The 25,128-nt window shown below is 70.2% G+C and carries 1 protein-coding gene (only partly in view); it reads right to left on the bottom strand.

The genetic code is table 11. The features are described 5' to 3' along the window. A protein-coding gene (locus tag QSV35_RS12900; RefSeq protein ID WP_286289188.1) for a hypothetical protein crosses the window boundary here: on the bottom strand, nt 1-25,128 show its 5' portion. 4,953 nt of this gene lie to the left of the window's left edge; the window shows 25,128 of its 30,081 coding nt (coding positions 1-25,128); its start codon is at nt 25,126-25,128; its stop codon lies beyond the left edge, outside the window.

Genomic DNA, 25,128 nt, shown 5'->3' with positions numbered 1-25,128 from the left:
GACCTGCAGGCCCACATCCGCCTGCGACAGGCATGCGCCGATCTGGCACGCGAACGTCGAGATGAGGTTGAGCCCGCCCGCGGCGTTCGGCGTGATGGTCCCCTGGACGCTCCGCTGCGTGTTCGGGATGACGCCGACTACGGCTTCCTTCGTGTCCTGCGTCACGATGCCGAAGGCGCCGAAGATGATGTTGTCGTAGTCGCCGTAGCGGTCGGTCGTCGTCGCGCCGGGAACGTCGCCGTAGATCAGGTTGTCGCCCGCGGTGAGCGGGTCGGCATCCGTGTACACGCTCTGGTCGGTCGTCGGGAATGTGATCGTGCGCGTGATGATGTCGACGTTCATGCCGTTGGCGCCGAGGATGACGTTGTCGCCGCGCTCGCCGTAGATCGTGTTGTTCCCCGAGCCGCCGGCGATGAAGTCGCCCGCCTGGCTGCCGTAGATCGTGTCGTCGCCGGGGCCGCCGTAGATCGTGAGCCCCACCGACGGCACCTGTCCGTTCGGGACGTCGGCGAACAGCGCACTCGCGTCGATCACGTTGTTGCCCGCGTGCCGGAAGGGGTTCGCGACCGGGAAGATGAAGATCGGCGTGCCGTTGCCCACCTGCGACGGATACGGCTTCGATCCGAAGACCCGGCTCGTCTGCGTGTGCGGGTCGCCCGAGTACCAGATGCCGTCCTGCGATGCGCTGCCGTTGATCACGAGCGGCGACGGCGCGTATCCGGTGACCGTGACGTTGATCGACGGGTTGGTGAAGGCCGGTCCGGACAAGGTCAGGGTGGATGCGGTGACCCCCGTGATCGTCCACGCCGGGAGGCCGCCGACCTGCAGCACCATGCCGTACACGAAGCCGTCGGCGAGCCACGAGCCGCTCGCGCGCGTGAGGGTCGGCGACGTACCGGACGTCCCGGTCGTCAAGCTGCCCGTGAGTGTCGGCGGAGTCAGACCCGGGCCGGGGCCGCCGCCGCCGGTGACGACGAACGAGTTGCCGCCGAAGCGCTCGGGGTTGTCGGCCGCCGCGGCGACGGCGACCGTCGCGGCGCAGTGCGCGACGCCGCACAGCGGGTGCGCCGCTCCGGAGATGGTCAGGATGTCATCCGTGGGTCCCGTGATCGAGAGGATCTGACCCGCCGGCACGCCGTCGATCGTGACGAGCTGGCCCTCGGAGAAGCCGAGCTCCCTCCAGGAGCGCATGTCGGTGCGGATGATCTGGCTGCCGACGATGTTGATGTCGGTCGCCACGTGGACGGCCGGATCGAACACGGCGATCGTGCCGTGCAGGCCGAGCCCCGCGGTGGCGAGTCCGAAGTAGGTGATCTGCGCACCCGAGATCGCGGTGATGACGCCGAACGGCACGCCGTTCCACATGAGCTCCTGACCCACTTGGAACTTGTCGTTCGCCCAGGGGGCGGCATCCTTGCGCGTGATCGTCCCGGTGAGCCCGGTCTGCACGATGTCGAAGTACCCCGTGATGCTGAGCGCCGACGCGCCGCCGCCGTTCAGGACCGTGAGGCCCCCGTGGACGAACGTCGTGCCCGGCGTGCCGTCCTCGTTCGTGAACGGACCGCCGGTGAGCGTGCCGCTCACGGTGAGAGCGTCGTTGCCCTGGCCTTCCATGAGGTTGAAGACCTGGACGGTGGACAGGCTTCCGTTCGTGAGGATCTCGCCTGTCGCCGGGTCCACCGTGATCGAGCCGAAGCTGATGCCGCTCGGGAATTTCGGCGGCTCGCCGAAGGTCGGCTGAGCGGGGTGCGTCGAGTCGGCGCCCGCGACATACCCCTTGTGGTGCGTGAAGTCGAGGCCCGGGCCCATGCCGTAGCCGGTCAGCGTCGTGGCGCTGAGAGTGCCGGTCTGGTTCTGCTGTGCGCCGTCGTCGAAGACGTTGAGGACGTTCACCTGCTGCGCCTCGGGCGGCTGGATGCCGATGCCGAACGGCGTCATGTTGCCCTCGCCCGGCATCATGACCGGCAGCTGGAGGCCGGTGTGGCTGTCGTTCGTCGGGCCGCCTTCGACCGACAGCGGTCCGCGGATCGCCGACAGGTAGTGCGGCACCTTCGGGAAGCTGAGGCGGGAGAGGTTGCCCGGTGCGACGGTGAACTTCGGGTCGGCCAGGAGCGGCAGCGCGACCGGGATCCACCAGTTCGTCGCATCGAAGGTGACGGATGCTGCCCACTGGGTGAAGGTCAGCGTGAGGGTCGCGGGGGCGCCGAGGAGCGCCCCGAGCGCCGCCGTGTCGGTGACGGTCATCGTCTGGACGTGGTTGCCCGAGAGCAGCTGGATCTTGAACAGCGTGCCGTTGACCTTGAAGACCTGGCCTTCGAGGAATCCGTCGTCGAGCCAGCTCGAGTTGTCGGCGCGCGTCAGCGTGGTGCCGTTCCAGATGACCGCACCGGTGTACAGGCCCGCGTTGACGATGCGGGCGATCTTCACCCCGGTGAACGATCCCGCGGCCGGTGCGGTGTCGAGCGTCATCGTGGTCGCCGAGACCGCGGTGATCTTGGCATCCAGCGACCCCGCGTACGTGCCGCCCGAGATCCGCACCAGCTGGCCGATGGCGAACCCGTCGGAGGTGAAGCTGCCGAGCTCGGAGCCCGCGGCCAGCGAGATCGTCATGCCGCTGATCGTCACGGCGCCGGTGAACAGCGTGTGGGGCACCGGGCCGCCGATCGCGCCGAAGTCGACGCGGCCGCCGGTGACGACATCCGTCTGCCCGTCGGTGATCATCGCAACCGTCACGGGCTTCGTCGGTGCCATCGCGAGGCGCAGACTGAAGCTCGAGCCGGCGCCCGGGCGGTCGCAGGCGATGTCGCCGCACTTCGTGACGACCATGCCGTCGGGCGCCTGCACGATGCCGGCCGCGGTCTGGTCGCTCATGACGAGCACGTCCCACGGCGTCTCGCTGTTGTCGATGCCGACGTAGCTCGTGTTCGTCCCGCCGGTGACGGTCGCCGTCAGGAAGGAGTTGTGCGGGTCGCCCACGCTGTAGTACTCGGTCGCGTCCTCGCGCACGATGACCGGCTGGTTCCAGTCCCCGTCGGCCGGCGTGAAGGTGATCGTGTAGACGCCGGCGTGCGAGCCATCGGAGGGCTGGCTGACCCCGAAGCGGTTGTCGGTGCTCGAGAGGCTGATCCGCGGGTCGCCCGCCGCGGTGATCGTGATGACGACGGTGCCGTCGGGCTTGGCCGCGAGTCCGACCGACGAGAAGCCGGAGATGCCGGTCCAGTTCGGGTTCGCCGTAGGCACCTGGTTGGCCGCGGGCGGCGGCGCGCTGCCGCCGAGGACGACGTTCGACGCGTTGCGGGCGGGCAGCGCGAAGACCACGCCGGTGGCGATGCCGACGGATGTCGACAGCGTCGCGGTCGAGCCGTCCGCGGACACCGCGATGATCGTGGTGTTCGCCGGGATGACGCTGCCGCCGTCGGCCTCGATGATCGGCCGGCCGATGTCGCCGACGTTGAACCCGGCGCTCGCGGAGGCGATCGTGCTGCCGCTGGTCGCGCCGTCGCGGAACTGGATGAGGGAGGCGAGGCGTGCCGGGAGCGAGAACGCGCCGGTCGCGCCGGCGAGGTTCGCGGAGAGGGTGACGTTCTGCGCATCGATGAGCGCCGCGATGACCGTGCCCGCGGCGATGCCGGCGCCGTAGATCGGCTGCCCGACGTCGTCGAGGGTGAAGCCGGCCGTCGCCGACGAGAATGCCGTGCCCGCACCCGAGCCGTCGGTGAACTGCGACTGCGGGACGACCGGGGCCGTGTTCGTGTTGCCGAGGTTCGTCACGAGGATCGCGGGCGTGCCCGGGTCGATCTTCGTCACCTCGACATTGCGGACGGTCGCATTGTCGAAGATCGGGTTGGAGCTCAGGACACTGTGGCTGATCTCGTACGTGCGGACGCCGTCATCCAGCGCATCGTTCATCGCGCCCACCCACACGACCTGCGGGACCTGCCAGTTGTCGTGCGTGAACACGAGCACCAGCGAGCGCTGCGGGAGGTCGGTGGCCGTGGCATCCATGATCACGTGCCGGTAGAAGTCGCTGTCGGCCGTCGTGGTGCCCACCGCGGGAGGCGTCGCGCCGAGGGCGGTGGTCGCGAGCAGGATCGAGTCGCCCTGCGGGGTGCCCTCGCGGTTCAGCCGGATGTCGGGCTCGGCGTTGATCGCGACGTAGACGCTCTCGCCCACGCCGGGCTGCGCCGCGAGCCGCACGGTGTACGAATCGATCGTGCCGATGGGCGGTCTTGTGGCCTGGCCGTTCTGCGTCTCCTTGACGACGGTGCCGCCCGCGTGCTCGGTGACGACGACGACGCCCTGCGACGGCTGCGCCACGGACAGACTGACGCCTGGGATCACCAGGTCCTGGTACAGCTTGTCCTGCGTGATGACGTCGAGGTTCACCGTGCCGCTCGCGCCGTTCACGTCGCGCGAGAACACGTCTCCGCTGACATCGCCTGCGACGTTCACCGTGTTGCTGCCGAGGCCGCCGACGACCCGCACGGCGACCCCCGGCGGGGTCGACAGGACGTCGATCGTGTCGTCGCCCTCGAGCGCGTTCACTTCGATGACCTGGATGTTCTTGAACGTCACCGACACTCCGGCGCCGAAGATGCCGTGGTCGGTCACGACGATGTGGTCGGCGAACTCCGTGCCCAGGATGATCAGCTTGTTGAAGCCCGTGCCGCCGTCGACGGACACCGGGGCGTTCATGTTGTACTCGACCTGGTTGTTGCCTGCGCCCGTGCGGACGTCGGTCTGCGCGGCCGTCGAGTACCCGTTCGTCGTGATCGGGATCGGGATGCAGGCGGGTGCCTCGATCGTGGTGCAGCCGCCGGGCAGGACGATGTTGCCGTTGTTGTCGGTCTTCGCCAGGGCGAAGCCGCGGACGATGAAGAGGTTGTTGCCGCCGTCGCCCTCGAGGTGCAGCACCGCGTGGTTCGAGTACACCGTGAACGTGTTGTTGCCGGTGCCGCCCTGGGCGACCAGCGGCGAGCTGGTGCCCCGCGACAGCCAGCCGCGCGTCGTGGCGACGGTGGCGACGTCGAAGACGTTCTCCGCAGCGAGGTTGCCGGAGCCGTTGAAGCTGGGCGCCGGGTTCTGCGCGACGGGACCGGGGTTGCGGCGCAGGCCGTAGAGCTGCCCGATCTGGAACTGGTTGTCGCCCGAGCCGCCGTCGAGGTAGGTGGATGCGGCGTTGTCGTCGACCGCGAAGTAGTCGTTGCCGCCGAGCGAGTAGACGTGCAGGCCGCCGTTGGTCGCGGAGTCGTAGTTGATGCGCTCCACGCCGTAGGAGCCGGTGACGCCGGTGGCGGTGATCGAGCTGTCGAGGTTGGCCTGGGTGGCGGCCAGCTGCGCGTGCAGCAGGGCGACGAAGCCGGATCCGGCCGAGTACGGGTCGCCGGAGACCGGCGGGTTCTGCGTGTTGTTCCCCGTGCCCTGGTAGAGCGCCGGGCGGGCCGCGGTCTCGTTCACCGTGCCCGGGAGAGCGGCGCCGATGCCTGCGGGCGTCGAGCGCAGCAGGAAGATGTCGTTGGTGGCCCACTCGTGACCGTTGGCGGTGTTGATGCCGGTCTTGTCTGGGGCGTTGTTCGTGTAGGTGTCGTAGCCATAGATGTTGAGGGTGTCGGTGCCGTCGTCAGGACGGTGCGTGCCGAGCACGTTGATCTGGTAGTTGTTCTGCGTGAACTGGCTGCCGCTCGTGAAGATCGAGTAGACGTTGCTTCCGCTCTGGCCGTCGAGGGTCAGCGTGGCGCCGAGCGCGACGTCGGAGTTCTGGGCGCTGTTCGGGTCGAGGACGACCATCGACTGCAGCCGGTTGACGACGAACGTGTCGACGCACATGTCCGGAGGGCCGTTGCACTTCGGGGCGTAGCCGCCGAAGGCCGTCGGCGCCTGGTCGCCGTAGGCGCGCGTCATCCCGACCAGGACCGTGCGGTCGAAGATGAACGTGTCCGCCTCGGAGTTGCCGAAGATCCGCGTGAGGCTGCCGTTGCCGCCGTTGGCGACGAAGCCGGCCGTCGCCGGGCTCCCGCCGCCTGATCCGGACGGCTGTCCGCTGCGCAGCACGATCACCGTGCCGTCACCGTTCGTCGGGTCGGGGTTCGACGTCGACATGGTCGGCATCGCGCAGGCGCCGGTGCCGTCGTGGCAGTCGCCGTAGATGTCGATGTTGCCCGTCGCGCTCTTGTGCTGGTTCGGATCGGTCGCGAACGTGTTCGGCTCGCCCGCCATCTTCGTCGCGTAGATGATGCTCGACGGGTCGGTCACGATGTCGTCCGCCGAGCGGAGCACGACGTTCCCGCCCTCGGCCGCGATGAGACCCTGAGCGACCGTCTGCGGCGCACCTTCGACGACGAGCGTCGAGCCCGAGTGCAGGAGCAGGATGTCGTTGCCCTCGGCGCCCGTCTCGGTCGTCGTGAGGCGCACGTTGTGCGGGCCCGGGACGGCCACGGGACCGCGCGTCTCGCCGGCGTGGGCGAGGAGCACGTTCATGGAGCCCGACATCTCGGTGAGGAAGATGCTGCCGTCGGCCTGCGCCGCGACCCAGCACGTCGCCGTGACCGAGCGCTTGTCGTCGCCGATGTTCTGGTAGTTCGCGCCCTGGTACAGCAGCCAGAAGTACGCGTGACATCCGGTGCCCGCCGACGAGTCGATCTTGAGGTCGTTGGCGCCGAGCGCGTCGCCGATGCTGCCGGACTGTGCGAGCAGGTTGATCGTGTTGCCGGTGACGTTGACGGTGTTGCCGCCCGCGCCGCCGTTGTGGCCGTCGGTGATGGAGCCGTCGAAGTTGGTGAGGGTGACGTTCGCGCACGTCGTGAGGCTCGCGGCGTAGCAGGTGTTGACGGTGTCGACATGGAGGTCGTCGCTCGTCTGCGAGATGCGGATGACGTCCGGCGCCTGCGCGTTCAGCACGCCGAAGCTGCCCGGCGTCGCCGACGAGTGGATCTCGAGGAAGTTCGTGTCCTCGCCGATGGAGCCCGTCTGCGCCGTGAGCGTGATGTTGATGCCCACGACCTGTGGCGTCGTCGACGGCGACGGGTGACCCGTCACGGGCGGGTTCGTCGACGGCTGCCGCGCGTCGTAGATGGATCCCGGCGCGTACAGTGTGACGTCGTCGTCGGTCGAGACGATGAGGTTCACGCGGAGGTCGCCGGCGTTCTCGCGCAGGTTGATAAAGCCGTTGGTGTCGGCGTTGACCGTGCCGTACGTGCCGTCCGCGGACGTGACGCCGGAGGCGGGCTGCTCGATCTGCACGAGGCCCGTGATGTTGATGCGCGTCGCGTTCGGGTCGTCGTTCGCGGCGTACAGATCGATGAGCCCGTCGGTGCCCTTCTTGCCGGCATCCACCCACGTGAACGAGTACGTGCTCGCGGCGGACACCGTGTTCTGGGCGAAGGCGCCGAGCTCTTGCAGCGGGTGGCCGCTCGCGCATCCGTCGGGGTAGAAGCAGTACGTCGAGGCCGGATAGTCCGGGTGGTAGAACGCGATGAAGTTCGCGTCGATCGGGATGGTCGAGACGACGTGGACGCCCACGACCGCGGGAACCCCGGTCTGGTACTGCGTCGCCTGCAGGCGGACGTAGACGCTCTCCCCTGCGACGAGGCTGTCGATCGGGATGATGTAGGCCGGCGTCTGCGGGTTCGCGATGCCCGCGTCGCGCAGCAGCGTCTGCAGGTCGAGGTACTGGCTCGTGCCGGAGGTCGCCGTCAGGTGCTCCTGGTGGCCGGCCCACTGCACGAGGTCGATGTTGAGGTAGGGGCTCGGGTCGGCCGCGCCGATCGAGGAGCCCGCATTGAGGTGCACGATCGTGCTGCGGATGAGGGCGTGGTGCGATCCGTCGTAGGAGCTGACGCCCGCGCGCGTCGACGACGACGAGATGGAACCGGTGCTCGAAACGTCCGTCTCGCCGATCGGGTTCTCGATGTGCCCGTTGATGAGGAGGTCCGGCTTCACCGTGGTGTCGGTGTTGGAGATCGTGACGAGCGTCGGGTCGACGTGGCGCACGATCGCGAACTTCGCCGTGTCGGAGCCGCCGCCGAGAAGCCACACGGTCGGGGTGACCGCCGTGTTCAGCACGGAGATGTCGTCGATGATGAGCCGCAGGGTCGACTGGTTCTGGATCGTGACCGCCTCCCAGTTGTCGCGGTACCAGAACGTGCCCCAGTAGTGCGTGGAGGGCGCGGGCCCGCCGTTCGCGCTGCTGTCGACGGAGCCGCCGGACGACGTCATCTCGACGTTCGCCGTGTCGTGGTTGACGAGGTCGTTCACCTCGATCGGGCCGCTGAGCGGAGTCCCCGGGGCCGGGTTGTGGATGCCGTTGACTGTGATGTTGGTCGCGGTCACCACCTGGCCGTTGGGGCCGACGACGAGCGTCGGACTCGGGCCCTCGTAGAGCACGGCGTCCGCGTTCCAGTCGATCCGGCGCGCACTGCCGCCGTCGCTGTCACCGCTCACCTTCTCCGCCTGCACGTAGAGAGCGACGCTCGGCTTGTCGGGCACCGCCAGCAGCCACGCCTTGTGCGCGCCGTTCGGGTCGTATGCGGGGTCGTTCGTCGTCGTGCCGAAGACGTTGCGCGTGCCCGCCGTGACGGTGGCGCCCGTCTGCGTGGTCGCGTGCTCGGTGAACACGAACGCGTTGGAGCCGTTGTTGTGCGACGGGCCGATGCACCAGCACTCGGCGTCGTCGTCCTGCGAGCGCGTGTTGCCGGCGTGGAGGGCGCGCACGTCGACGCCGCTGAGACCCGCCACGAGGGTCGGCGTGCTCGGGTCGCCGTTGATCTGCGCCGTGTCGGTGCTGTTCAGGTGCGAGTCGGCCTCCGCCGTCGCGAATCCGGCGAATGCGATGAAGATCGAGCGCGAGTGGCTCGTCACGTTCGAGTTGACGGTCTGCGCGAGGACGTTCAGCGTGTCGCCCGTGACGTGCGCGGCGGTGCCGATGAGCGACGACGTGTTGTCGGTCAGGTTGATCTCGGCCGAGGAGACCGAGCCGCCGAGGAGGCCGCCGCTCTCGGTGTCGGAGTCGGCATTCGCCACGACCGTCGTCGTCGATACGACCTTCACCATGCCGCCGGCGATGATCGTGACGCCCGTCGCATCGCCCGAGTTGTTCTTGTCGCCGATGAGGGCCGAGGTCGTGTTCGTGCCCGTGACGGTGCCGGAGACGCCGGCGCCGGAGATGAGGCCGCCCGAGCCGTTGCTCGTCGACGAGCCGGAGTTCGTGCGCGTGGTTGCGGTGATCCCGACGTCGCCGCCCGCGGTGATGGAGCCGTCCACGGCAGCCGTGACGGTCGGGGTGACGACCGTGTCCGCCGACTGCGAGGTGAACGATCCGAGACCGCCGCCGCCGCCCTGCGCGGACGCGACCGTGATGCCGTTTCCGGGAGGGGGCGACGAGCCGCGCAGCGACGACCCGTCGGCCGAGTGCAGCTGCTGGACGCCGCCGGGGAGGGACCCGGTGAGCTGGAGGTACAGCTCCTGCGCCCCCGACCCGCCGACGAGCGGGATGCCGGCGATGAACAGCTGCTGCGTGCCCTTGATGTCCTTGTCGCTCGAGAGCGTCGCACCGTTGAAGGTGATGTGCCCGGAGTCGGCGCGGTTCACGGTGTAGGTGTAGCCGTCGGTGAGCCCGATGCCGACGGGCGCGATCTGGTGGTTGACCGGCGGTGCGGTGGTCGGCGAGACCGGGGGTGCCGAGATCGCCTTGGCCTGCTGCGGGATGGGGTTGCTGCCGCCGTCGACGCACGAGTTGTCGGCGGCGTACCCGACCGCGTGGCAGTACGAGTCGGCGAGCTGGATCGTGAAGGAGCCGGGCGTGTGGATGACCCAGTACGTCCCGCCCGCGGTGAGCTCCGGGATCTTGTACGCGGCGTTCGCGACGTTGTAGATGACCTTCTGGCCCGTGATGAGGCTGCTCGCAGTGAGCGTCGCCGCGTGACCCGGCTGCGTGAACGTCGCGGTCGCGAGGTAGATGTTGTTCGCCGACCCGTTGTCGCCGGTGATCTTGCCGCTGCCGTCGACGTTCACGTCGACGGTGTGGTTGCAGTAGCTGCACGCCGGGCTGCCGTTGAACGCGCTGTAGGTGAAGGTGAATGCGGGCGCCGACCGGTAGGTGACGCGGTCGCCCGTCTGGAACGTCCCGTCAGCGAGCTGGCCGCCGCTGACATCCGTGCCCTGGTAGGTCTGGGCGGCGGCCATCGCGAGGGTCTTGTCGGTGTACAGCTCGATCGTGTACAGGTCGATGACGCGCACGTACAGCACCTGGCCGTCGGCGATCGGCGAGTTCATGATCGTCGTGCCGTCGTAGCGGTAGATCACGGCGTCGCCGTTGCTGAGGTGGTGCGCGGCGGCGAAGCGGAGCATCGCGCGGTTGGCATCGGCGCCGGAGGCCTGCGGGCTGATCGAGAAGGCGTCGATGGATGCGGCGTTCCAGCTGACGCCGAAGCGCAGGTGGTCGGCATCCAGCGTGCCGGAGCCTTGGTCCTTTCCGTCGGTCGTCGGGACGATGACGGAGTAGACCTGGCCGTTGACGAGTCCGCCGATGGCCGTGCCGTTCGTGTAGTACTGAACCTGCTGTCCGGTGACGAGGCCGTGGCTCGGGAAGAGCACGGAGTCGTCGGGTGCGGCACCTCCGTCGGCGTTGAGCGCCACGATGTCGTCGGTGAGCAGCGCCCCCTTCGGGTCCGCCAGGGACTCCGCATCCACGACCACGGTTCCGCCGGCCTGGATCGTCGTGCCGCTGCCGCCGACGTCCGCCGTGACCGTGGGCGTCGAGGTCGCCGACGCCTTCGGGAGGCCGACGTTGGCGATGCCGCCGCCGACCACCTTCGCGGTGCCGACCGCCTCCGCGCGGTGCGAGACCGCGGTGAGGCCGAGGCTGTTGTTCGATCCGGTGCCCAGCACGATCGAGACGCCCGTCCCGATGTGAGCGGTCACCGTCGGGGTCGCCTCCGCCGTGCCGACCGCGCCGCCGATCGCGGCGATGAGGGCGCCCGCGATCGTCGAGGCGGCGCCGGCGGTGACGACGGCGTCGTCGGCGGTGACGGTGAGGGATGCTGCCCGGGCGTTCGTCGTGCCGACGACCGCCCCGTCGCCGACCGTGGCCGAGACGGTGCCGGCGGCGTTCGCGTCGGCGCTCATGCTGGCGCCCGCGAGTCCGATGCTGCCCGCGCCGCCCTTGACGGTCGAGAGCACGAGGACTCCCCGGCCCGCGTGGACGGTGACTGCGGAGCCGGTGCTCTGGATGCGGGCGGTTCCGTCGAGGGATGCCGCATCCGTCCCGTCGACGACGCCGGTGGCTGCGGCATCCGCCGCACCGGCGATGAGGCCGATCGAGACGACGAACAGATCGGAGGTGACCGTGTGCTGCGCGTCGACGACGATGTTGAGCGGACCGCTCGAGTCCTTCAGCGTGCCGCCGAACGAGGCGGAGCTGCCGGAGTGGTCGTTCGCCTTCGACGACACGAATCCGAATGCCGCACCGAACGAGGCTGACAGGCTGCCGGTCGTCGCGGTCACGTGGTTGTGGGTGTCCGCCTCGATCGCGACGGTGCCGGGCACCGTCACGCCGGAGGTCGAGGTCATCGCGGCGCTCGTGCCGGCGTCGCTCGTGATCGTCGAGACCGAGACGTCCGCGGCGGCCGAGGCGAGCCCGGCGAAGGCCAGCACCTGCACGGAGTTGGTGACGGTGTTCCAGCTGATGGCGGTGCCGGAGAAGGATGCCGCCTGCACGTCGTCGGCGACCGAGACGTTGGTCGCACCCGCGACCTGAGCCGTCGGGACGCTCACGGCCACGCCGAAGACGCCGCCGATCGCCGCGAGCGCGGAGTAGGTGTCGGCCGTATTGTGCGAGGTCGCGGAGAAGGTGACGGAGCCGCCGCTCACGATCGACTGGTTGTTGCCCGAATCCGTCGAGGTCGCGGCGGTCACCGCATCCGATCCGATCTCCGCGTCGGCGACGCTCACCGCGATCGCCCCGCCGAAGCCGCCGGTGCCGACGGTCAGGTGCGCCTGGGCGAGGGCGGTGCTGGTCGCGGTGACCACCACGGTGCCGCTCTGCGTGACCGAGCCGTCCAGCTGCGCCTTCACGGCGCCGTCGTCGTTCGCGATGGCCGCGAAGATCGCGGCTCCGCCGAAGACCGCGAGGGTCACCGAGTTGCCGGTCGCGATGGCCTCGTTGCGGTCCGTCGTCTCGGCCAGCACCTGCAGCTGGCCGTTGGTGGAGACCGAGCCGGACATGATGGCCTTGATGTCGGCCCCGCTCGCGATCGTGGCGACCGCGACGCCGACGGTGACGCCCACGCCGCTGATGCCGCCGACGTCGACCTCGGCATCCGCCTTCTTGGCGCCGGACGCGTGCACCGTCGTGCTGGACGATCCCGCCACGGTGCCGCTCAGCGTCGCGGTGGTGTGGCCCTTCACGATCGCGATCGGGATCATGCCGGTGATGGCGATCGCGCCGACGGAGATGCCAGCGGTGAGCACGTTCACGATGTCCGTCGCCGTCGACTCGACATCCACCGCGCCCGCGGCGTTGACGCTGCCGCCCAGCTCCGCCTCCGTGTTGCGGGCCTGGGTCGCAATGACGACGGTGAGGCCGACCGACAGCGCACCGCTCGTGACGCTGATCGCGACGGGCTGGATCGCGCCGCGGTCGCCCGTCGCCTTCACGGTCACACCGCCGCCGATCTGGTCGGCGCCGTGGGCGAAGGATGCCGCCCGCGTCGTGCCCGTGGAGCTCACGACGGTGACGATGCCGCTGAGGCCGACGAGCACGCCGCCCGTGACGCCGACGGCGATGATGGTCGTCTTGGTGGTGTCCTTGGCCTCGACGTCGAGGGCGCCGATCGTGCCGGAACCGGACCCGATCGCGACGTCTCCGATCAGCGCCTGCGTGTCGCCGGACATGTCGATGACCGAGACCGATGCGCCGACCGCCCCGGCGGCGACCGTGATGCCGATCGCGTAGGCGGCGAGCGTGCGGTTCGCATTCGCGTCGACCTGCAGCATGGTGGAGGCCTTCGGCACGGATGCGCCGGTGTCGATGTGCGCCTTCTCGGAGCTCGAGTCGTGCAGGACGACCACCTGGGCGCCGATCGCGATGCCGCCCACGGCGCCCGCGACGCCGATGTCGGTCACGTTCTCGGTGTACGACGTGTGCACGCCGACGGTGCCGGTCGCGCTGACCACGGCGTTGCCGTACACGCCGGCGTCGACGACGTCGCCGATCGACATGATCGTGATGCCGGCGCCGAGCGCCCCGAGGCCGCCGGCGGCGGCCCCCGCCAGGGCGAACACCTGGAGCTGCTCGGTCGCCCGGACCTGGACGTCGCCGCCGCCGAGCGCGTGCACCGAGCCGCAGACGGCGGATGCGGTGCCCTCGGGAGCGTTCTGCGGGTCGCACGGGACGGGGACCGCTGCCGCAGCGCCGAACTCGTTCTGCGTCGGGGTCGTCCCGGAGTACGACGCACCGAGCTTCGTCGTCGTGTCCGAGTTCGCCGAGCCGACCTTCAGCTGGTAGTTGTCGTCGCTCAGCAGCCAGTCGGTGGTGTCGACCCCCGGCGTCGTCGAGCCGGACGACGTGAACGTGGCCTGCGCCTGGTAGTCGTGCCCGTTGTAGCTGACGAGGTCGCCCGAGATGTAGTTGTGCGCACCGGCGTCGTAGGCGTTGAGCGGTGCGGGCGCGCCGCCGAGCGCGGACTTCCAGCCGCCGCTGCCGCCTCCGGCCGCGGCCGTGTCGGCCTGCGACTTCGAGTCGCTGCTCTGGCCCTGCGTGGAGTCCTGCGTCTTGTTCAGGTTCCAGAAGCTCGGCGACGAGCCGGGGTCCTGGCCCTTGTTGACCTGGCTGCCCACCTTGTTCGTCGACGCGATGTAGGTCTGGCCGCCGGAGGTGACGACGTCACCCTTCGAATACGTGGTGCCCGGGTCCCACGGACCGCGGTCGGGACCGTTGCCGTCCTGCGAGTAGGTCGCCCGAGGAGCCGTGCCCACGGACCAGACCGAGACCGCGCCGGCGACGCCGACGACACCGCCGCCGACGCTCACGGCGTACGTCTGGACGTGCTTGGTCGACAGCGCGTTGACCCGCACGGTGCCGTTCGCCCACACATCCGTGTTCGCCGACAGCATCCCGAGGACGCTGATCTTCGCGACGCCGATGTCGACACCGCCCGCCGCGCCCACGAACCCGACGGCCGCACCGCCCGCGAACGTGAGCGAGTCGAAGTGGTCGGTGCCCGAGACGGCCACGCCTTGGCCGGCGGCCGTGCCCGCGACGATCGCACCGCCGCCTGCGGCGCGGTTCACGGTCACGCCGGAGCCGAGGAACGCCTGCGTGTCGACGGTGAAGATCGTGACCCCGACGTTGCCGGTCACGCCGACGAAGCCGCCGCCGACGCCCGCGACGAGCCCGAACATCTTCTCGGACGAGTCGGCCTGCACGACGAGACCCGTGAGGGCCGCCGTGTCGAACGACGATCCGGTCATCGTGCCGGTGTCCGCCCCGCCGATGCCGCCGCCGTAGCCGAGGGCGACCACGGCGTCGTTCGCGCCGAGGTAGGCGCGGGTCTGCTTGGAGACGATCGCCACATCGACGCCGACGCCGACGCCGACGTAGCCGACGGCGAGGGTGGCGGTGATGAGCAGCAGGGTCGTGGTGGATGCCGCGACGACGCCGATGCTGCCGTTCGCGGTGATCTTCGTGCCGGTGCCGGTGAACGCATCGGTGAACTCGTTGACGACCGAGACGCCGACGGTGCCGGCGACGCCGACGGTGCCGCCGCCGACGGCGGCGTTGACCGAGACGATCGCGTCGCTCGCGTTCGCGCGGATCTCGACGTTGCCGTCGGCGTTGACGACGACGTTGTCCCCGAGGGACGCGTCGTCGTGCAGTTCGACGACCCGGACGGCTGCGGAGGCGCTGACGCCCACGGTTCCGCCGACGGCGAGGGATGCGGCGATCCCGAGCGAGCGGAAGTTGTTCACCGCGGAGACGAGCACCGACTGCCCGCCGTCGGCCGACCCGTCGTTCGCGGAGCACGTCGCGTTGCCCGAGGCGCAGTTGATGTGCGCGCCGTTGTCGATGTTCGCGACGGTGTGCACCGTGAGGACGGCCACGGTGCCGGCGACCGTCACGGCCGCTGTGCCGGCGCCGCCTGCCGCGACGCCGATCGTCGAGATCACGTCGCTGTTGGAGGCTGCGACCGCGACGCCCTGGAAGCCGGTGCGCGGCGGGAACGAGACGCTCTGCGGCCCCTGGTCCTGGGCGCTGCCCGACGGCAGCGAGCCTGCAGGCACGAAGCTCTGCGAACGGCCGGAACCCGTCGACGTGAGGTTCAGGATGTGGACGTGCCCGAGAACGAGGTGCGGGTCGTCGTCGCCGCCGTAGTTGGGGCCGGAGCCGCCGGGCGAGCTCTGGCAGATGCCGTCGGCGCCCTTGTCGATGCCGACGGCGTCGCAGTAGGTGGCCGCGATCTGGAAGTGTCCGGGCGTCGGGTTCACGACGTAGTACGTCGCGCCGTCGACGAGCCCGCCGATCGCGGTGCCTCCGCCCGTGCTGTACACCACCGGGTCGCCCTGGACCGGGGTGTGCGCCGGGTCCCACTTGTACGGGAGGCGGATGTAGTCGCCGCCGGTGCTGACGTCGTTGGCGGCGGAGAATCGCGGTGAGGTGTCGGCCGCGGTGCCGGGCTGGTCGGTGGGCACGAACCGCTGGTTCTCGCCCATCTCGTCGACCGGGAGGGTCATGCCGCACACGAGGTGCGGGTCGGAGCACGTGGGGCTCGCCGGAGGACCGCGCTGCGTGTACAGCTCGATCTCGGTGTCGGAGACGGGGATGACGTAGTACGTGTCCCCCGGAGTGAGGCCCACGATGGATGCTCCGCCGCCGGCGTCGTACACGACCTCCTGGCCGAGCTTGTAGTTGTGCTTGTAGCCCAGGTCGATCTTGTAGCCGTTGACTTCGAGGCCCTGGTTGACGGGCGCAGTCGGCGGCGTGTCCGGCCAGCCGCCCTGGTATCCGCGCGGGTCGAACCGGATGTCCGTCCCCTGCGTCACGTAACTTCCGGCGTTGACCGAGCCGTTCGTGATGTTCGCCGCGGCACCGAGCGCGGTCACCTGCGCGCTCGCGCCGATCAGCGCGTTGGTGTGCTTCGTCACGACGGGCACGGCGATGCCTGCGCCGACGGCCGCGGTGCCGCCGCCCGAGACGTTTCCGGCGAGCACCATGAGGGTCAGGGCCTCGTCGGCCGAGACGACCACGTTGCCGCCCGCGCGCACGTCGGCGAACGTCTCGATCTGCGCCGTCGTCGTGACGTCGACGACCGGGATCGCGGCGTTGACCGAGACCGCCGCGGTGCCGCCGGCGGAACCGCCGACGGAGATCGACTTGATGTCCTCGGAGGAGATCGCGCGGGAGACGACATCCCCGTTCGCGCGCACCGTCGCCGAGGAGCCGATCGTGGCGGTGGTCGTCTTGTGGATGTCCTCGACGTCGACGCCGAGGCCGACGCCGGCGGTGCCGCCGACCGCGAGGGCACCCGCGAGCGCGAGGACCGTCGTCGTGTCCTTCGCCTGGACGACGACGGCCTGCGTCGCGATGAGCGACGAGTTGCTGCATCCGCCGCCTGTGCAGTTGATCTTGGCGGACGTGTCGATCTTCGCCGTCGTGACGTCGGTGAGGACGTCCACCACCACCGAGCCGCCGACGCCCGCCGAATCGCCGCCGGCGCCCGCCACGGCGATCAGGATCGGGTTGAGGCTCTGCGTCGCCCCGACGGACACGCCGCCCGCGGCATCCCCTTCGACGACGGCGTTGCTGCCGATCGTCGCGGACACCGTGCCGTTGCGGACGAGGACGGCGACGGATGCGCCGATCCCGGTGCCGCTCGTGGAGATCGCCACGTTGCCGGAGATGATGTCGAGCTTGTCGGCGTGGTCGGCCGCCTGCACCGACACCGCGCCGTTCGCCTTCACCTGGGCGCCGGTGTCGATGACCGCGGTGACGGCCTGGCTGCCCGGGTTCAGGATGACGATGTCGATGGTGCCCTGCACCGCGGCGCTCCCGGTCGTCGCGGCCGCACCCGCGGTGACGTCGATGATCGACTCGTTCGCCGTCGCCGACACGGAGAGGTCGCCGCCGGCGTTCACCTTCGCGTTCGACCCGATGCGGGCGAGCAGCGTCTTGGACACGATGTCGACGATGACGGATCCGCCGACCGCGGTCCCGCCGAGGCTGAGCGCGACGGTGCCCGCCACGTTGACGATCGTCGTGGTGTCGGACGCGCCGACGGTCACGGTCTGCGTGGCGTCGCCGGTCGTCGTCTGGTTCACGAGCGCGTAGTCGGAGATGTATGCCTCGGTGTCGAACGAGAACACATCCACCGCGATCGTGATCGCGACCGCTCCCCCGCCGCCCTTCGTCGCCGAGCCGCCGCCGACGATGGACGACAGTGCAGGCAGCAGCGACCCGTCCGACGGACCGTGGAAGTTGTCGATCTGCGAGATCCCGGTGACCGGCGTCAGCGGGGCGAACGTGTCCGTCGCGTTGACGGCGATCGCGCCGGACGCCTGGACGGTCGTCTTGTGCGCCGAGCTCGAGTCGATGAAGGCCTTCGTGATGTCGTGCGTGATGATGTTCACCGCGAACGCGCCGCCGACTCCGACGCCGCCGCCCGTCGACAGAGCGCCGCCGAGTGCGAGGTTCAGCAGGCGAAGGTCGGTCGTCGCGGCGACCGTGACGCCCGCCGTCGACGTCACGGTCACGCCCGTGGAGATCGACGCGTTGGTCTGGAAGTCGAGCACGTGGATGCCGGCGGACCCGGCGACCGCCGCATCCGACTTGGCCGCGGCCGCGGCGAGAGCCCACGTGATGACGTCGTCGTGCTTGCCGGTCGGCGTGATCGCCTGCACCGAGACGCCGGCGCCTGTGACGGTGCTGTTCGCCCCGATGTTCGCCGTGTTCGTCATCGTCTGCACGTCGAGGGAGACGGCGGCGCCGATGCTCGTGTCGTTGTTCAGGTCGACCGCGATGCCGTATGCCTTGGTCGTGGAGCCGGTCAGGACGGATGCCTGCACGTCGACCGCGCCCGCGGCGCCGGTCGCGTGCACCGTGATGCCGCTGCCGATGTCGGCCGTCGTGCCCGACGACACCCAGTTCACGGCCACCGCGGCCGCGATGCCGGTGCCGCCGCCCTTGGCTCCCGACTTGCCGGACGAGCTGCTGTTGGCGCTGTCGGTCTGGCCGTTGGAGCTGGGCGTCGTCCCCGTGCCCGCTCCGGATGCCGACGGCGTGCCCGTGATCTGCTGGTCCGACTTCTGGTCGGCGGTGTTGTCGCTCTTCTTGCCGGCCTCGTTCTTGCTGTTGTCCTGCGTACCCTTCGCACTCGCCTTGGCGTCGGCATCCGACGTCAGCTCGGTCGTGGCGTGGACCTCCACCGAATCCGCGGAGACGGATTGGGCGAGCTCGGAGGTCGTGCCCCAGTCGAGGACGACGTTGAGGGCGACGGTGGCGCCGATCGCGACGTTGCCGCTCGCCGCATCCGCACTGCCCTTGGCCGAGTACTCGGAGGTGTGCTCCGCGTCGATCTTGAGGGCGCCGGTCGCGGTGAGCGCGGTCAGCGAGGGGCTCGTCCCCATGCGTGCGATGACGTGATCATGGTTCGAGATCGCGAGCGCGACCGCGGGCGTGATCGCAGGGTCGTTGCTGCCGGACTCGGTGCCCGCCTCGACCTCCGTCTCGACCTGCCGGAATCCCGTCGCCGTGATCGTGATCGCGGCGCCGCCGGAGAGCGTCGCTCCGTCCTGGACCTCCGACCGCACCACGTTGTGGGTCGAGTCGAACATGAAGTTCATCGCGACCGCGGCGCCGACGCCGACGGCATCCCCGACCTCCGCCTTCGAGGTCGCCTTCGAGACGTCGCGCTCGTTGCTGCGGCTGTCGAGCTTCAGGTCTCCCGCGCCGAGCTGGACGTTCGCGCCGGAGGAGACGACCGCGGCGGTGTCGTTCTGCACGATGTTGAGGGACACGGCGCCCGCGACGCCGACCGACGACGGGTCGCCCGAGACGCCCGCTGTGCCCTGCGCCGACACCTCGTGCTCGTCGAGGCGGAAGATCTGATCAGTGGTCCCCGTCGCCGGCAGCTGGTCCCCGTGGCCGAACGGGCCGCTGACGGTGCCCCATGTGTGGGTGCTCGACGTGAACTGGTACAGGCCCGGGAGGTGGGTGAGGCCGTCGTCCGCCGTGAGTTCGAAGTAGTCCTTGTCCTTCGGACCCGAATCTGCCGGCATCTTGTCGCCGGAGTCGGACGTGCGGTACGCCCACTTCGTGCCGTCCCACTGGTACAGGCTGCCGAAGGGGTGGTCGTCCTGGACCTTGTTCAGGATGAACCAGTCGCCCGTCGACGGCGAGGACGGGAACGACGTGCCTGCCGTGGGCACCGTGCTCGTCGGCGTCTGGGCATCCCAGCTTCCGCCGGTGCTGTACTTGTAGACGCCCTTGTGGTGCGAACCGTCGTCCGCGGTGAGCACGAAGAAGGCGCCCGCGTACGGGCCGGGCAGCTGCGTGCCGCGGTCGATGACGTCCCAGCCGGTGCCGTTCCAGTGCCGCAGCACGGCGTGGTTGTCCGGGTCGGCGATGTCCGTCATCCCGGCCGTAAGACCGAGGCCCACGGTCTTGACGGTGGCGGCGCCGACGGTGGCGTGGTTCGTGATGTCGACGGAGTTGACTCCGACGCCGACCCCGATGCCGATGCTCGTCGGCGCCGTGCTGTCGCCCTTGCCGTCCGCGGTGGAGTTCGTGTTCGCGGTGCTCGTGAGGGTGAGGTCCGCGGCATCCGACGTGATCGTCACGCCGTCGCCGATCGTCGCCGTGCTGATCGTCGTGACGATGTTGATCGCGAGGGCCGCGGCGACCGAGAGCGAGGTCGAGGAGCCGCCGCTCTTCGCCTTGCCGTCGGCGGTGCCGTCCTTCGGGGTCTCCGTCTTGCCCGAGGACTTTCCGCCGTTCGAGGTCTGCGAGGAGTTCGCATTGCTGAGGTTCTCGTCGGCCTTGTCGTTGCTGCTCTTGCCGTCTCCCTCGTCCTTCGCGCCGTTCGCCGCGGCCTTCGCGACGCTCGGCACGTACGACCAGCCGGATGCGGTGAACCCGACGGCCTTGCCCGCGTGGATGCTGCGGTCGGTGTGCGCGTCCGCGGTCTGGTTGACGATCGCGAGGGCGAGGGAGATGCCGACGCCCGCGCTCGAGCCGGGGACGGTGTCGCCCTTCGCCGTCGTGGTGACCGTGCCGTGCATCGTCGCGCTCACGGCCACGGCATCACTGGCCTGCGCCTCGGGGCCGGGCCCGAAGGCCGCCACAGACGATTCGTTCGCGATCGATACCGCTACGGAGGGGGTGACGGAGACTTTTCCGCCGCTGCCCGTGCTTCCCGCATCAGTCTCGTTCGTCAGCGCATCGGTGTTGGAGGACATGAGAGTGATCTTGCGAGCGCCCGTGACCGGAGGCCCGTTGGCTGCGCTCGAGTTCAGGTCGAAACCGGTGAACACGTCGTTCGTGACGAGGTTCAGGCCGACCGCGGCGCCGATGCCGACGGTCGCGCCGCCCTCTTCGTCGGCCTTGGCCGCCGTCTTGCTGCTCCCCGAGGACGTCGCCGTCATGACCACGTCTCCGGTGCCGGTGATCTTCAGACCGCCGACGGGGAGGACGCCGCCGATCACCTGCGCGGTCGTTGAGGCGTTGACGATGTTCATCGCGAACGATCCGGCGAGGCCCAGCGTCGCCCCCGACGTGTCGGAGGCGCCCGAGGTCGCGTCGGCCTCGATCGTGTGCGTGCCGTCGGGGGCCGAGTTCATGATGGCGGAGAGGGTCACGCCGGTCGCGGCGGTGACGGAGGCGCCCGCTCCGACCGAGGCGTCATTCGTGATGTCCACGAGGTTGATCGCGACGCCGGCGCCGATCGTCAGGGTCGAGCCCTTGCTCGCCGAGCCGTCCGCAACGGCCTTCGCGTGCGTCGTGTTGGTCGTCGCGAGGGTGACCTGGCCGCCGGTCGTCGTGATGCTCTGACCGCCCGCGAGGCGCGCCGTCGCCGACGAGTCGACGAGGTTGAACGCGATGGCCGCAGCGACCGTGATCGAGGTGCCGCCGCTGTCGCCCGTCTTCGCGGCGGGGGTCGAGGTCTTGCTGCCCGAGCCGCCGTTCTGCGACGCCTCGGAGTTGCCGAACGCGGCCTGCTTGTCGCCCTTGTTGTTGACCGTGGTGTGGTCGGTGCTCGCATCCTGCGCGCCCGCGGCGCTCGCCTTCGCCTCGGTGTCGGTGACGCTCGACCCGTCGGCCTGGAACGTGACGTCCCCGGCCGCGGTCGCCCCGCGGTGGAGGGATGCATCCGCGTGATGCGTCGCGAAGGTCAGCGCGATCGCCGCTCCGATCGCGAGGTTGCCGCCCTTGGTGGAGCCGGTCGCCTTGGTGGTCGCCTGTGCCGTCTGCGTCGCGTGCGCGGCGATCTTGCCGCCGACCGGCATGACCGATCCGTCTGCGAGTCCGGCCGAGGTCGACACGTTGTCGACCGAGAGCGCGACGACCGCCGCGAGCGACAGGCTTCCAGAGGCGCTGGCGCCGCTCGTGCCCTCGGTGTCGCTCGTGCTCGTGCCGGTCGCGCCGAGCGTGAGGTCGCCCACCCCCGTGAGCGCCGCGCCGCTCGTGAGCCCCGCATTCGTCGTCACGTTGACGATGTCGATCGCGACGGCGGCTCCCGCACCGAACGAGCCGGTGCCGTCCTGCGCCGCGCTGGCGGTCGTGGTGTCGGTGACGTTCGATGCGCCGGTGAGGGTCAGGTTGCCGTTCACGGCGGTCGGGGTGCCACGCACCTCGGCGAGGCTGTGCAGCACGACGATGTTGAGGGCGAGGGATCCGGCGACGCCGACGCTGCTCCCGCCCGATGCTCCGGATTCGGCCTTCGCGGTGTACGCCGACGCGCTCGGCGCCGTGGTCTCGACCGTGACGCCCGTCGCGTTGAGGGTGACGCCGCCGCCGAGGTACGCCTCGGTCGGGAACACCGCCGAGTCGACGGCGATGCCGATCCCGTAGCCGGAGCCGCTCTTGTCGTTTCCGCCCGAGGCGTCCGCGGTGTCGACGTTGACCGATCCCGCGTGGACCTTCTGCGTCCCGCCGGTCGTGGTCACGACCACCGAGCCGCTCGCGGGGGCGATGTAGGCGTGCGTGCCGCCGGTGAGCACGACGACGGCGAGCGCACCGGCGATGCCGCCGCTCGACCCACCGCCCGCGGGGTCGCCAGTGGTCGGGCTGTCCGCGGTCTTGGCCTTGCCGGCCGCGCGGCTCGAGTCGTTGACCGGCGCGTCGTTCTGGGTCGAGCCCTGCGGGCTCGTCTTCGCCGTCGCGGCGAGCGTCGCATCGCTGTCGGCGTTCACGGCGAGATCCGCAGCGGAGATCGCGGTCGCCGGGTGGGAATCGATGTACGCGTTGGTGGTCTGGTTGACGACGATGACGGCGATTCCGGCGCCGCTCGACGCTGGGCTGGCATCGCCTGTCGCGGTGGCTCCGATGTGGTTCTTCGCGGAGAGGGTCGCATCGCCGGTCGCGGAGAGCGTCGCGGTGTCGGTCAGCTTCGTCGTCGCGTCGCTGATCACGGTGATCGTCGCGATGGCCGCATCCTGCTGCGACCCGCTGCCGCTGCCGCCCGCATCGCCCTGGTTGTGGCCCGTCGCATCCGGCTTCGCGGTCGCATCCGTCTCCGCGTCGGAGTGCAGGTTCGCGGTCGTGCCCGCCGTGATCGACGCGGCTCCGCCCACGGAGACGAGCGCCTCCTCGTCGACGACGATGTTGTCGGTGTATTTCTTGTCGGACGTGAACGTCGGGACCGTCGCGGTGGCGCCGAGTTCGACGCCTCCGGTCGCGTTGATCGAGCCGCCGGACATCGTCACGCTTGCGTGGCTGTGCAGCACGAGCGCCCAGAACGCGTCGGGCGTGACGCTCGAGGATGCGGTCGCTGTGACGTTCGCGGCGGAGATGCTGCCGCCGTTCAAGCCGACCACCGCGTCGGCGCAGTGCGTCGCCGGGGTGCCGCTCACGAGGCAGTCGGCGATGGATCCGGCCAGCCCCGTGACGGTCTGGGATGCGGCGAGCGTGACGTCGCCGGAGGTCGTGACGCTGGCGCCCGAATCGAGGAAGATCTTCCGGAACTGGATCGTGAGGGATGCGGCGCCGAGGGCGATCGCGTTCTGCAGGTGGATCACGTCGTTCCCGGTGCCCTTGATGGTCAGCGAGTTCGTGGGCGTCGCGAAGTCGTGCGTCTCGGAGGCTCCGGGGCAGTTCAGGTAGAGATTGCCGACGGTCGCCGACGGGCCGAGGGTGCAGTTCGGGTCATCGGCTCCGGCGAGATCGACCGTGACATCGGCGGACGTCGAGACCGTCATCGGTGCGATGTCCGCATAGACGACGGTGGTCTTGTCGAGGATCATCGACCCGGAGTGAGGGCCCGTCGGCAGCGACGTCGTGCTGTGCGCGGTGCCGGCGAACTTCAGGGTGTTATAGCCCGCGCCGCCGTCGTAGCGGACGACGATCGCCGGGTCGGCGCTGCCGCGGTCGACGACGAGCGTGTCGTCGTGGCCGCCCTGCACGACGATCTCGGTGAGACCGGCGAGGGCCGTGGACTGCGTTCCGGCCGCCGTCGTGAAGCTCGCGGTGCCGTCGGCGTGGAAGCTCAGCGTGCCGGTCCCGGTCGCGAGCTGGACGAGCCACACGGTCGGTGCGGGCGCGGATGCGGGCGCCGTCGGGGTCGTCCCCGTGGATGCGGGCGAGGCGGTCGTGGCGGAGGCGGGCACGGTCGTCGGTGCCGGGGCCGTCGTCGGGTCGGGTGTGGTCGTCGGCGCGGGAGCCGTCGGCGCGGGAGCCGTCGGAGGTGCCGGCGTCGCGGTCGGGTCGCTCGTGGTCGTCGGCGCGGGAGCCGCCGGGGCGGGAGCCGTCGGGGCGGGAGCCGCTGCATCGCTCGCCGCCGACGTCGTCGGCGCGGCGGGTGCCGGTGCCGGTACCGGTGCGGGTGCCGGAGCCGGAGCGGGTGCCGGGATGAGCGCCCCGTCGACGGGGTAGCTCTGGCCGACCGAGAGGGTCGGGGTCATGACCGTGCCGGGGGTGTGCGCGAGCCCGAGCACGTGGCCGAGCTCGTGACGGACGGCGGTCAGCAGGCTCATGTGCGATCCGGGGTCAGCTGGGAAGTCGACATCCCAGCCCCAGCCGGCGGCGGTCGCGTCGATGACGACCGCGCCGGACGATTCGCTGCCGAGCCATCCTGTGCCCAGCTGGCCGACGCTCGCGCTGAACCCGGCGAAGCTCGCCTGCGGGTCGACCGCGAGCCATTCCGACTTCGCCTGAGCGACCGCCGCGTCGAGCTGAGCCTGCGTCACCGCGTTGGCGGCGTCGATCGGAGCGGCGGGCGACGACGCCGCCATGAGCGGCGAAGGAGTCGGGTCAGGAGTCGGCGCGGTCGTGGGTGCGGGCGACGAGGTAGGCGACGGGCTCGACGACGGGGCCGGTGTCGGGCTCGGGCTCGACGAGGGCGAGGGCGCCGGCGTCGGGTTCGACCCCGAGTTCGGGGTCGTCCCGGACGAGCATGTGACGGAGTTGCCGTCCGCCGAGCGGACGCAGTGCATCTGCGACCCGGTCGACGTGGGCGATGGGCTCGGGGTCGGCGTCGTGACAGGAGCCGTCGGGCTCACCACGATGAACCGCGCCTGCGTCGTCGTCTGCGAGATCATGCCGCGGTGACGCGCGGCGTTCGCCTTCGCCTGCGCGACGGCCGCGTCGTAGGCGGCCTTCTGCTGCTCGTAGGTCTTCAGTGCGGCCTGGTATGCGGCGTAGCGCGCGAGGAGATCCTTCTGTGCGATCGACGCATCGACGTAGTCGCGGAACTGCTGGACCTGCTGGGCGGAGTGCGCCGCCTGCGTCGCGGCGGCCGACGCCGCTTGCGCAGCGCCTCCTGCGACGGGAGTGGTCGTCGCCTGTGCGACGTTCGGCAGCGAGAGGGAGAACGCGGTGACGAAGGCGGCGAACAGGGCCGTCACGCGGATGACCAGGCCGTGCGCTGACTGCGCTTCTGGCCTGTTCTCGGCGCGCGACGCCGTTCCAACCGACTTGGTGTGCAC

Source organism: Microbacterium candidum, assembly GCF_030315975.1.
GTDB classification, from domain to species: domain Bacteria; phylum Actinomycetota; class Actinomycetes; order Actinomycetales; family Microbacteriaceae; genus Microbacterium; species Microbacterium candidum.
The sequence above is the reverse complement of the archived record's forward strand: the minus strand, read 5'-3'. Positions and strand labels throughout refer to the sequence as shown.